Below are 11,705 nucleotides of genomic sequence, written 5' to 3' on the forward strand. Positions count from 1 at the left end.
ACTCATCTAGAAGAAGCGCGGATCGTCGAAGACACCGGACGCGACGAGGTAGACGTAGAGGTCGGCGAGCGCCACGCTCAGCAGCGACGCCCAGGCGAGCTGCATGTGGCGGGCGTTCAGCCTCCCGGCCCACTGCCACATGCGGTAGCGCACCGGATGCCTCGAGAAGTGCTTGAGCTTGCCGCCGACGATGTGCCGGCAGGAGTGGCAGGAGAGGGTGTACGCCCAGATCAGCACGATGTTGACCAGGAACACCAGGGTGCCCAGCCCCATGTGGCCCCACGCGTAGTGCTCGTCGCGGAAGGCGAGCACGGTGTCGTAGGTCAGGATGCCCGCGACCGGGATCGCGGCGTAGAAGAAGTACCGGTGGAGGTTCTGGAGGACCAGCGGGAAGCGGGTCTCCCCGGTGTACCTGCGGTGCGGCTCGGCCACCGCGCAGGCCGGCGGGGACGCCCAGAAGCCCCGGTAGTAGGCCTTGCGGTAGTAGTAGCAGGTCAGGCGGAAGCCGAGCGGGAAGACCAGGATGATGATCGCGGGGGACAGGCCCCACCAGCTCCCGAAGATCTCCCAGTTCGGCCCGGCGCGCATCGGCTCGCACCGCTCGGCCAGGCAGGGCGAGTAGAACGGCGAGACGTACGGCGCCGCGTAGTAGTGCGCGTCGGCGAAGGCCCGCCACGTCGAGTAGACCACGAAGGCCAGCAGGCCGGCGGCCGTGGCGGCGGGCGCCAGCCACCAGCGGTCGGTCCGCAGGTGCGGGGCGCCGATCGCGGCGCGCGCCGGGGCGCGGACGCCGCCGCTAGGGGGACGGGGATCGGTGGCGGGGGGTTCCGTACCAGTGGCCAATTCCTGACTCCGGTCGGTGCGGGTTCACGGGGCGCGGCGGTCGCGGGCGCCGAGGCCCTCGTCGTCCGAGTCCGTCCACAGGGAGAAGTCGTACGGCGTGTCGGAGATGGTGACGAGGTCGGAGCGCTGCTGAGCGGCGGGAGCGGTGGTGGCCTCGCGCAGCAGCGCGACGCTCTCCCGCAGATGGTCGGCGTCGGTGCGCACCCGGCGTATCTCCAGGCTCCCGCCGCCGACGCGCTGTTCCAGGCGGCTCACCGACCGGGACAGGTCGTCGAGGCAGCGCTGGATCACCGTCAGTTCATCGTGCACGGACATGACTCGCCCTCGCTTCCACGGGTCCTTCGGGCCCAAGGCGGCAACGTTCATGCGCCTGAGAGTGTCGCGCGTCACACCACGCCCTGTGAAGGGATGTGCACCGATCGGCCGAGGCGCGTGGCGGCGCCCGCCGGATGCGTTGCGCCGCCCGGGTGGGCTTCCCGTCCCTGGCCGCCGTGTCGCCCTCCGTTCCCGAAGCCTTTCCTCTTCAGTGACCGCATACATCTGATGAGCTCATATATGCCCAAAGCTGACAATACGCCCGCAGCTCCCCGGAGGTAACCAGAGATGTCCCACGACGGCGTCGGACTGCGCGCGGTCATGCGCTCGGCCGCCTTCCTCACCGCGGGGACGCTCGCGGTGCCCGCGCTCACCGGCTGCGGCTCCGCGGACCCGGCCGGCAAGCCGCAGGCCGGGCAGGATATCGCCGCCGCCGCCCGCGCCCGGGTGGCCGACGGCGGCACGCTGCGCTGGGCGGTGGACGCCGTGCCGGACACCCTGAACGCGTTCCAGTCCGATGCCGACGACACCACCACCCGCGTCGCCCAGGCCGTCCTGCCGTCGATGTTCCGGCTGAACGCCAGCGGCCGGCCCGAGCGCAACCCCGACTACCTGGAATCGGCCGAAGTCGTCGCGACCGAGCCCAAGCAGGTCGTCCTCTACAAGCTCAACCAGCAGGCCGTGTGGAGCGACGGCCGGGAGATCGGCGCCGCCGACTTCGCCGCCCAGTGGCGTGCCCTGTCCGGCCGGGACACCGCCTACTGGACCGCCCGCAACGCCGGCTACGACCGCATCGAGAAGATCCAGCGCGGCGCCGACGACCTGGAGGTCAAGGTCACGTTCAGCCGGCCCTACGCCGACTGGCGGTCGCTGTTCACGCCGCTGTACCCGAAGGACGTCATGGGCACCCCGGACGCCTTCAACGACGGGGCGCGGCGGAGACTGAAGGTCACCGCCGGCCCCTTCACCGTCGAACGGGTCGTCCGCAGGTCCGGCGAGGTGGTCCTCACCCGCAGCCCGCGCTGGTGGGGCGAGCCGGCCAAGCTGGACCGGATCGAGCTGCGCGCCGTGCCGCGCGGGAAGCGGGCCGCCGCGCTGGCCGCCGGCCGGATCGACCTGGCCGAGATCGACCCGGCCACCGCCCGGCGCGTCACCGCCGCCGCCCGGGCCGCCGGCGCCCCCCGGCCGGGCTCCGGACGCCCGGCCGCCGCCGGCGCACCGGATTCCCGGGCGGCCGCCCACGGCCTCGACGAGAAGGCCGCGGACGAGGGGAGCGGCACCCGCGGACTCCGCCGCGGGAGGGACCGGGCCCTGCGCGGCTTCGAGGTGCGCAAGTCGCTGGAGCCGGCCTACACGCAGCTCGCGCTCAACGGCGCCGACGGGCCGCTCGCCGACGAACGCGTCCGCCGGGCCGTCGCCCGCGCCCTCGACCGCGAGGCGCTGGCCGCGACGGTCCTGAAACCGCTCGGCCTGCCCGCCGCGCCGGTCGGCAGCCATCTCGCCCTCCCCGGCCAGGCCGCGTACGCCGACAACAGCGGCGCGCTCGGCGAACAGGACACCAAGGAGGCCAGGGCCCTGCTCGGGGACGCCGGATGGGTGCCCGGCGGGCCGGCCGGGAAGCGCGGAAAGGGCGAGAAGGCGGCCGGCCCGGAGGGCGGCGCGGCCGAGAAGGAGTCCGACGGCGGCGCCGAGGGGACGTACATCGTCGGGGAGGACGACAAGAGGGAGGACAAGCGCGGGAAGCGCGACGACGGCGGCGAGGGGTCCGACGGCAAGGCGCGCCGCGAGGCCGGCCGGGAGCGGGAGGACTCCCCGCGCGGCGACGAGCCGCGGGACGGCGAGCCCGGCGCGTACGCCCCCAAGGGCACCGCCGTCCCGGCGGGCGCCGCCGCGCCGCTCGCCAAGGACGGCAAGCGGCTCACCCTGCGCTTCGTGCTCCCCTCGGGCCCGGGTTCCGGGACGCTGCACACCGTGGCCGGCCGCATCTCCCGGATGCTGGCCCGGGTCGGCATCCGCACGGACATCTCCAAGGTCTCCGACGAGTCCTACTTCACGGACCACATCGCGTCCGGCGCGTACGACCTCGCCCTGTACTCCTGGCCCGCGTCCGCCTTCCCCGCCACCGACGCCCGCCCCGTCTACGCCAAGCCGGTCCCGGGCGCCGACGGCTCCCTGAACGTCGAGCAGAACTACACCCGCGTCGGCACCGACCAGGTCGACCAGCTCTTCGACCAGGCCGTCGCGACCCTGGACGAGGAGGAGGCCCGCTCCCTGATCCGCAAGGCGGACGCCCGCATCTGGGCGGTGGCCGGCTCGATCCCGCTCTACCAGCGCCCCCAGCTCACCGCCGCCCGGAAGAACCTCGCCAACGCGGGCGCCTTCGGCTTCGCCACACCGGTCTACGAGGACATGGGCTTCTTCGCGAAGGGCGCGAAGCGGGCGGCCGCCGGCTGACCCGCCGGGCGCGCCTCGGCGGACGGCCCGGCAAGCGGCCCGGCGGGCGGCGGACGGTGGTCCGGCGGGCGGCGGACGGCGGGCGACGGGCGGGAAAAGGCGCTCTCACCTGCGTCGTTCCCCGCCGGCTCACCTCAACGGGTGCGGCCCCGTACCATGGGGTGAGGCCGTGGCGTGTTCAGCCCGGCAGGGCCCGCGTACCGAGGACGTACGCGAGAGCCGTCCTCACCACTCCGGGAGTACGCCGCAATATGGCTGTGTCCACTCGTCACGACATCCGCAACGTCGCCATCGTCGCCCACGTCGACCACGGCAAGACCACCATCGTCGACGGCATGCTCAAGCAGGCCGGCGCCTTCGCCGCCCACCAGCTCGACCAGGTCGACGACCGTGTCATGGACTCGAACGACCTGGAGCGTGAGAAGGGCATCACGATCCTCGCCAAGAACACGGCGGTGAAGTACCACCCCAAGGACGGCGGGGAGCCCATCACCATCAACATCATCGACACGCCCGGCCACGCCGACTTCGGCGGCGAGGTCGAGCGCGGCCTGTCGATGGTCGACGGCGTCGTCCTGCTCGTCGACGCCTCCGAGGGCCCGCTGCCGCAGACCCGCTTCGTGCTGCGCAAGGCGCTCCACCAGCGGCTGCCGATCATCCTGTGCATCAACAAGACGGACCGGCCGGACGCCCGGATCGACGAGGTCGTCAACGAGACCTACGACCTCTTCCTCGACCTGGACGCCGACGAGGAGCAGATCGAGTTCCCGATCGTCTACGCCTGCGGCCGGGACGGCGTCGCCTCGCTGACCAAGCCGCAGGACGGCACGGTCCCGGCCGACTCCGACTCGCTGGAGCCGTTCTTCTCCACGATCCTGGAGCACATCCCCGCCCCCACCTACGAGGAGGGCGCCCCGCTCCAGGCGCACGTGACCAACCTGGACGCCGACAACTTCCTCGGCCGCATCGCGCTGCTCCGCGTCCACCAGGGCGAGCTGAAGAAGGGGCAGACCGTCGCCTGGATGAAGCGCGACGGGTCCGTGCAGAACGTGCGGATCAGCGAGCTGATGATGACCGAGGCGCTCACCCGCAAGCCCGCCGAGAAGGCCGGCCCCGGTGACATCTGCGCCGTCGCCGGCATCCCCGACATCATGATCGGCGAGACCCTGGCCGATCCGGAGAACCCGGTCCCGCTGCCGCTGATCACGGTCGACGAGCCCGCGATCTCGATGACCATCGGCACCAACACCTCCCCGCTGGTCGGCCGCGGCGCCACCGGCAAGGGCGCGGACAACAAGGCGGCCGTCAAGGACCGCAAGGTCACCGCCCGCCAGGTCAAGGACCGCCTCGACCGCGAGCTGATCGGCAACGTCTCCCTGCGCGTCCTGGACACCGACCGGCCCGACGCCTGGGAGGTGCAGGGCCGCGGCGAGCTGGCGCTGGCCATCCTGGTCGAGCAGATGCGCCGCGAGGGCTACGAGCTGACCGTCGGCAAGCCCCAGGTGGTCACCCGGGAGATCGACGGCAAGACGTACGAGCCCGTCGAGCGCATGACGATCGACGTGCCCGAGGAGCACATGGGCGCGGTCACGCAGCTCATGGGCGTCCGCAAGGGCCGCATGGACAACATGTCCAACCACGGCTCCGGCTGGGTCCGCATGGAGTTCGTGGTGCCCTCGCGCGGCCTGATCGGCTTCCGCACCGAGTTCCTGACGCAGACCCGCGGCACGGGCATCGCCCACTCCATCCACGAGGGCTTCGAGCCCTGGTTCGGCCCGCTGCAGACCCGCAACAACGGCTCCCTGGTCGCCGACCGCGCCGGCGCGGTCACCGCGTTCGCGATGACCAACCTCCAGGAGCGCGGCGTGCTGTTCGTGGAGCCGGGCACCGAGGTGTACGAGGGCATGATCGTCGGCGAGAACTCCCGCTCCGACGACATGGACGTCAACATCACCAAGGAGAAGAAGCTCACCAACATGCGGTCGTCCACGGCCGACGTGACCGAGTCGATCGTCCCGCCGCGCAAGCTGTCGCTGGAGCAGTCCCTGGAGTTCTGCCGCGACGACGAGTGCGTCGAGGTCACCCCGGAGGCGGTCCGCATCCGCAAGGTCGTCCTCGACCAGCGCGAGCGCGCCCGCGCCGCGAGCCGCGCCAAGCACGGCTGACGCACGGCCGACACGCCGGGCGCGGCCGACACGCCGGGCGCGGCCGCGCGCCGAGCACAGCTGGAACGCCGTCGTACGGCACCACCGGGCACCCCGCGTCGCGGGGTGCCCGGTTCGCGTGGCGGCGGCTGCCCGGCCCGGGCGGGAACGGGCAGCCGGGGACGTAGGGCGAGAAAACAGGGGTGCAGAGGGAAAACCCTGCATTCCGGGGCGAGGGCCCCGCGCGCCCCGTTGCGCCCATTAGGCTGCTGTGGGAAGGGAGTCCGGCCGCTGCGCGCCTGCGCCGGCCGGCGGTTCCCGCGCGCCGGCCCGTGGCCGGGCCGGCCTGACCGGCCGGGCGGGGCCGGCCGGGTGGCCCGGGTCCGGGGGCCGGGCCGGCGGCCCGGACCGGTGGGTGAGACCTGCCGCACACCGCCCGCGCCGCGAAGGGGTGCGCCGACGGCGGCCCTTGGCACATCGGCCCTGACGGCCGCAATCGGTTTTCCACGCCGAGTGTCCGGAATGCGGACAGCTGCCACCGATAGATGTGTAACAAGTCCGTTTCGCAGGGATCTTTCGGCAAACACTTTGTCCGGATTTTGGAAGATGTACGGACGAGGTGTGATCGAACCGAGACCTCAGGGGTGTGGTTCGGCCAGGGCCCATGGCAGATAGTTAGGCGCGTAGAGCTCGGTTGAACGGGTCACGCGCTGCAGGCGCCGACTCACGAGCGAGGGGGCACCTGACCATCCCAGGCACCGGTGACGGCGCCGTGTCGCGTGCCCACCCATGCGGTGAACCATTGGACTCTTGAGGAGGAACCCATGCGCGGTGCGAAGAGCGCCAAGTGGGTCGCGATTGCCGCGGTTGTGGCGCTGGGCGCGACCGCCTGTGGTGGTGGCAGCGGTGACGAGGGCGACGGCAAGGCCGCGATCGACCCGAACGGCAAGTTCTCGATCGAGGTCGGCGAGCCGCAGAACCCGCTGCAGCCGGCGAACACCATGGAGTCCAACGGCAGCATCGTCACGCGGGCGCTGTTCACCGGTCTCGTCGACTACGACTCCAGCGGCAAGCTCGTCATGATGAACGCCCAGTCCGTGGACACCACGGACAACAAGACCTACACGGTCAAGCTGAAGCCGGGCTGGACGTTCCACGACGGCACCCCGGTGACCGCCGAGTCCTACGTCAAGGCGTGGAACTGGGCCGCGAACCCGGAGAACAAGCAGACCAACAGCTTCTGGTTCTCCGACATCAAGGGCTACTCCGACGTCGCCCCCGCGAAGGGCAAGCCGAAGGCCACGGAGATGTCCGGCCTGAAGGTCGTCGACGACACCACCTTCACCATCGAGCTGGAGAAGGCGCTGCCCTACTTCAGCTACAAGCTGGGCTACGAGGTCTTCTCGCCGCTGCCCGAGTCCTTCTACAAGGACCCGAAGGCCGCCGGTGAGAAGCCGGTCGGCAACGGCCCCTACAAGTTCGTCAGCTGGCAGCACAAGAAGCAGATCGAGGTCACCAGGTACGCCGACTACAAGGGCCCGAACAAGGCCAAGAACGGCGGCGTGATCTTCAAGAACTACTCGAAGCTGGAGACGGCCTACCAGGACCTGAAGTCCGGCAACCTCGACGTGATGCGGCAGGTCGCCCCGCGTGACCTGCCGGTCTACAAGGCCGACCTCGGCGACCGCGCCGTGGACCAGCCGTACTCCTCGATCCAGACCATCGCGGTGGCCTTCTACACCAAGCAGTGGAAGGACATCGACCCCAAGGTCCTGCAGGGCCTGTCGATGGCGATCGACCGCGACACCATCACCAAGACGGTGCTCCAGGGCACCCGTGAGCCCGCCACCGGCTGGGTCGCCAAGGGCGTCCTCGGCTACCAGCCGAACGCCGCCGGCGACATCACCAAGTACGACCCGGCCAAGGCGAAGCAGCTCATCAAGGCGGGCGGCGGCGTCCCGGGCAACAAGATCTCCATCCAGTACAACGTGGACGGCGGCCACAAGGAGTGGGTGGAGGCGGTCTGCGGCTCCATCACCAAGGCGACCGGCGTCGAGTGCGTCGGCGACTCCAAGGCGGACTTCCAGGCGGAGCTCAACGCCCGTGACAACAAGGAAGTCAAGTCGCTCTACCGCTCCGGCTGGGTGCTCGACTACCCGTTCATCGCCAACTTCATCCGCGACCTGTTCGGCACCAACTCGGACGGCAACAAGGGCGGCTTCTCCAACAAGGAGATCGACGAGCTGATCGACCGGGCCGACTCCGCCAAGACGCTGGAGGAGTCGGAGAAGCTGTACCAGGAGATCGAGAAGAAGCTCCCCGAGCACATGCCGAGCATCCCGCTCTGGTACTACAAGGTCAACGCGGGCTACTCGGAGAAGGTCACCGGAGTCAAGTACGCCCAGGACGGCGACCCGGTCCTGACCGGCGTTCAGGTCAAGAAGTAACCGCTGACGACAGCGTGTGCCGTGCCGCCCCCGCAGAGGGTGCGGCACGGCGTCGGCCGATCGGCCGGGGGGCCCTTTTCGCCGCGCATGTACGGAAGACCCACGGGGAGTCCGTCCGTGCGCGGTGAAAAGGGCCTGCCGCTGTGACTGACATGGAGGCACCATGGGGCGCTATGTCGTGCGACGACTGCTCCAGATGATCCCGGTGTTCATCGGGACGACCCTGCTGATTTTCCTGATGGTCTACGCCCTGCCCGGTGACCCCGTGCGAGGGCTCTTCGGCGACAAGGGTGCGAGCCCCGCGGTCCTGAGATCGCTGCGGCACGAGTACGGCCTCGACAAGCCCGTCCTGGTCCAGTACTGGGACTACATGCGGAACATCGTTCTGCACTTCGACTTCGGCACGCAGATCGCCAGCGGACGCCCGGTCACCGACATCCTGGGCGAGGCGTTCCCGGTGACGCTGCGGCTGGCCGGTCTGGCGTTCGCCATCGAGGCCACCCTCGGCATCCTGCTCGGCGTGGTCGCGGGCCTGCGCGCGGGCAAGGCGGCCGACACCGCCATCCTGTTCCTGACGCTGCTGCTGATCTCGGTGCCCGTCTTCGTCCTCGGCTACATCTTCCAGGTGGTGTTCGCCTTCCAGCTGAACTGGCTGGAGCCGTCGGTCATCGACGACACCAACCTGAGCCAGCTGCTCATGCCGGCCCTCGTGCTGGCCTGCGCGTCGCTCGCCTACGTGGCCCGGCTGACCCGCACGTCGGTCGCGGAGAACCTGCGCGCCGACTACATGCGCACGGCCGTCGCCAAGGGCCTGCCCCGCCGCCGCATCGTCGGCGTGCACCTGATGCGCAACTCCCTCATCCCGGTCGTCACCTTCCTCGGCACCGACATCGGCGCCCTGATGGGCGGCGCCATCGTGACCGAGGGCATCTTCAACATCCACGGCGTCGGCGGCACCATCTACGAGTCGATCGTGCGCCGCGAGGGCACCACGCTCGTCGGCCTGGTCACCATCCTCGTTCTCGTCTACCTCCTCACCAGCCTGATCGTCGACCTGCTCTACGCGGTCCTGGACCCGAGGATCCGTTATGCCTGAGCTGACCAAGACCGCCGACGACGCAGTCGTCGCCACCGCCTCGCACGTGCCGGACGAGCCCAAGCCGGAGAAGACCCGCAGCCTGTGGGGCGACGCCTGGCGGGACCTGCGCACCAACTGGGTGTTCATCGTCTCCGCGGCGCTGATCCTGATCCTGCTGCTCATGGCCGCCTTCCCGGGCCTGTTCACCGACGCGGACCCGAACGACAAGGACCTGGCCAACCACTACCTGCAGCAGCCGAACTACGGCCACCTCTTCGCGGCCGACTGGCTGGGCTACGACGCCCAGGGCCGCAGCGTCTACGCCCGCACCATCCACGGCACGCGCGCCTCGCTCCTCGTCGGCGCGGGAACCGCCCTGGTCGTGACCGTGTTCGGCGGTCTGATCGGCATGCTCGCCGGTTACTTCGGCGGCTGGCTCGACGCCGTGCTGTCGCGCATCACGGACATGTTCTTCGGCATCCCGTTCCTGCTCGGCGCGATGGTGATGCTCAACTCCTTCACCGACCGCTCCCTCCCGGTCGTCATCGGAGCCCTGGCCTTCCTCGGCTGGACACAGACGGCCCGGGTGATGCGCGGTTCGGTCATCACCGTCAAACAGGCGGACTACGTGCAGGCGGCCAAGGCCCTGGGCGCCGGGACCCGCCGCATCCTCCTCCGCCATGTGCTGCCCAACGCGGTGGCCCCGGTGATCGTCGTCGCCACCATCTCGCTCGGCGTCTACATCGGCGCCGAGGCCACGCTGTCCTTCCTGGGCCTGGGCCTGGACGGCGTATCGTGGGGCAACGACATCTCCGACGGCGGCAACCAGATCCGCGTCGCGCGGTACATCATGCTCTACCCGTCGATCATGCTCAGCATCACGGTGCTGGCGTTCATCATGCTCGGTGAGGCGGTCCGCAACGCCCTCGACCCGAAGATGCGCTGAGGGAGGCGTACGTGACCACCATCGAAGAAACCACCCCCGCGCCCTCGCCTCGTGCGGGCGGGGCGGACGGCGGCCCGCTCCTCGAAGTGCGCGACCTGCACGTGGAGTTCCACACCCGGGACGGCGTCGTCAAGGCCGTCAACGGCGTCAACTACAGCGTCGGCGCGGGCGAGACGCTCGCCGTGCTCGGCGAGTCCGGCTCCGGCAAGTCGGTGACCGCGCAGGCCGTCATGGGCATCCTCGACATGCCGCCGGCGAAGATCCCCCAGGGCGAGATCCTCTTCCGCGGGCAGGACATGCTGAAGATGTCCGCGGAGGAGCGGCGCACCATCCGCGGCCGGCGGATCGCCATGATCTTCCAGGACGCGCTCAGCTCGCTGAACCCGGTGCTGAGCGTCGGCTACCAGCTCGGCGAGATGTTCCGCGTCCACCAGGGCCTGTCCAAGAAGGACGCCAAGGCCAAGGCGATCGAGCTGATGGACCGGGTGAAGATCCCGGCCGCGGCGGCCCGCGTCGACGACTACCCGCACCAGTTCTCCGGCGGTATGCGCCAGCGCATCATGATCGCCATGGCGCTGGCCCTGGAGCCGGACCTGATCATCGCCGACGAGCCGACCACCGCCCTCGACGTCACCGTCCAGGCCCAGGTGATGGACCTGCTCGCGGAGCTCCAGCGCGAGTACCACATGGGCCTGATCCTGATCACCCACGACCTCGGCGTGGTCGCCGACGTCGCGGACAAGATCGCGGTGATGTACGCGGGCCGGATCGTGGAGCGGGCCCCGGTCCACGAGCTGTACAAGCGTCCCGCGCACCCCTACACCAAGGGCCTGCTGGACTCGATCCCGCGCCTGGACCACAAGGGCCAGGAGCTGTACGCGATCAAGGGCCTGCCGCCCAACCTGCTGCGCATCCCGACCGGTTGCGCCTTCAACCCGCGCTGCCCGCAGGCCCGGGACGTGTGCCGGACCGACATCCCGGACCTGTTCCCGGTCACCGAGCGGGACGGCACGGAGCTGGCCGGCCGCGCTTCCGCCTGCCACTTCTGGAAGGAGACGCTCCATGGCTGAGCTCAGCAAGACCGACGAGCCGCAGGACGGCACGCCGAACGTCTCCGAGGTGGAGGTCGTGGACGCCGCGTCGGAGACCGAGTCGGTCGCGGCGATCGAGGCGCCCGTCGGCCGGGGCGAGCCGATCCTGCAGGTGCGCAACCTGAAGAAGCACTTCCCGCTCACCCAGGGCATCCTGTTCAAGAAGCAGATCGGCGCGGTCAAGGCCGTCGACGGGGTCTCCTTCGACCTGTACCAGGGCGAGACGCTGGGCATCGTGGGCGAGTCCGGCTGCGGCAAGTCCACCGTCGCCAAGCTCCTGATGAACCTGGAGCGGGCCACCGCCGGCGAGATCTTCTACAAGGGCCAGGACATCACCCGGTTGTCCGGGCGGGCGTTGAAGGCGGTCCGCCGCAACATCCAGATGGT

Annotated in this window: 9 protein-coding genes; 7 read left to right on the forward strand and 2 right to left on the reverse strand. The window is 70.2% G+C overall.

The genetic code is table 11. The features are described from left to right. Positions 1-6: 6 nt before the first annotated feature. Together ABD363_RS20900 and ABD363_RS20905 are read right to left on the reverse strand one after the other, a co-directional pair. Positions 7-843 (reverse strand): hypothetical protein, encoded by an 837-nt coding sequence (locus tag ABD363_RS20900; protein WP_344605802.1) that lies wholly within the window; start codon positions 841-843, stop codon positions 7-9. 24 nt (positions 844-867) lie between these two features. Beyond that, positions 868-1,158: a hypothetical protein gene (locus ABD363_RS20905; protein WP_344605804.1), complete on the reverse strand. Its 291-nt coding sequence runs from the start codon at positions 1,156-1,158 to the stop codon at positions 868-870. Between the two features lie 288 nt (positions 1,159-1,446). Here ABD363_RS20905 and ABD363_RS20910 point away from each other — a divergent pair, with 288 nt between their 5' ends. The 7 genes from ABD363_RS20910 to ABD363_RS20940 all read left to right on the forward strand — a co-directional run. Then, a complete protein-coding gene (locus tag ABD363_RS20910; RefSeq protein WP_344605806.1) occupies positions 1,447-3,612 on the forward strand; it encodes an ABC transporter substrate-binding protein in 2,166 nt (721 codons plus the stop codon). Between the two features lie 257 nt (positions 3,613-3,869). After that, positions 3,870-5,777, forward strand: a complete 1,908-nt coding sequence (gene typA / locus ABD363_RS20915) for a translational GTPase TypA (RefSeq protein WP_344605824.1) — start codon at positions 3,870-3,872, stop codon at positions 5,775-5,777. A gap of 803 nt (positions 5,778-6,580) precedes the next feature. Further along, positions 6,581-8,203 (forward strand): peptide ABC transporter substrate-binding protein, encoded by a 1,623-nt coding sequence (locus ABD363_RS20920; protein ID WP_344605808.1) that lies wholly within the window; start codon positions 6,581-6,583, stop codon positions 8,201-8,203. 163 nt (positions 8,204-8,366) lie between these two features. Then, positions 8,367-9,299: an ABC transporter permease gene (locus ABD363_RS20925; protein WP_344605810.1), complete on the forward strand. Its 933-nt coding sequence runs from the start codon at positions 8,367-8,369 to the stop codon at positions 9,297-9,299. After that, positions 9,292-10,227, forward strand: coding sequence for an ABC transporter permease (locus ABD363_RS20930; protein ID WP_344605812.1), 936 nt, complete (start codon positions 9,292-9,294; stop codon positions 10,225-10,227). The genes ABD363_RS20925 and ABD363_RS20930 overlap by 8 nt, the downstream gene beginning before the upstream one ends. An 11-nt stretch (positions 10,228-10,238) precedes the next feature. Further along, positions 10,239-11,297 (forward strand): ABC transporter ATP-binding protein, encoded by a 1,059-nt coding sequence (locus ABD363_RS20935; RefSeq protein ID WP_344605814.1) that lies wholly within the window; start codon positions 10,239-10,241, stop codon positions 11,295-11,297. Continuing rightward, a partial coding sequence (locus tag ABD363_RS20940; protein ID WP_344605816.1) for an ATP-binding cassette domain-containing protein occupies positions 11,290-11,705 on the forward strand: 416 nt, incomplete at its 3' end. The genes ABD363_RS20935 and ABD363_RS20940, both read left to right, overlap by 8 nt.

Source organism: Streptomyces glaucus, assembly GCF_039533365.1.
GTDB classification, from domain to species: Bacteria; Actinomycetota; Actinomycetes; order Streptomycetales; family Streptomycetaceae; genus Streptomyces; species Streptomyces glaucus.

Excerpts from the sequence above, each read along its gene's own strand:
- ABD363_RS20920 (WP_344605808.1), top strand. The coding sequence starts at position 6,581 with ATGCGCGGTGCGAAGAGCGCCAAGTGGGTCGCGATTGCCGCGGTTGTG.
- ABD363_RS20930 (WP_344605812.1), top strand. The coding sequence starts at position 9,292 with ATGCCTGAGCTGACCAAGACCGCCGACGACGCAGTCGTCGCCACCGCC.
- ABD363_RS20910 (WP_344605806.1), top strand. The coding sequence starts at position 1,447 with ATGTCCCACGACGGCGTCGGACTGCGCGCGGTCATGCGCTCGGCCGCC.
- ABD363_RS20905 (WP_344605804.1), bottom strand. The coding sequence starts at position 1,158 with ATGTCCGTGCACGATGAACTGACGGTGATCCAGCGCTGCCTCGACGAC.
- ABD363_RS20925 (WP_344605810.1), top strand. The coding sequence starts at position 8,367 with ATGGGGCGCTATGTCGTGCGACGACTGCTCCAGATGATCCCGGTGTTC.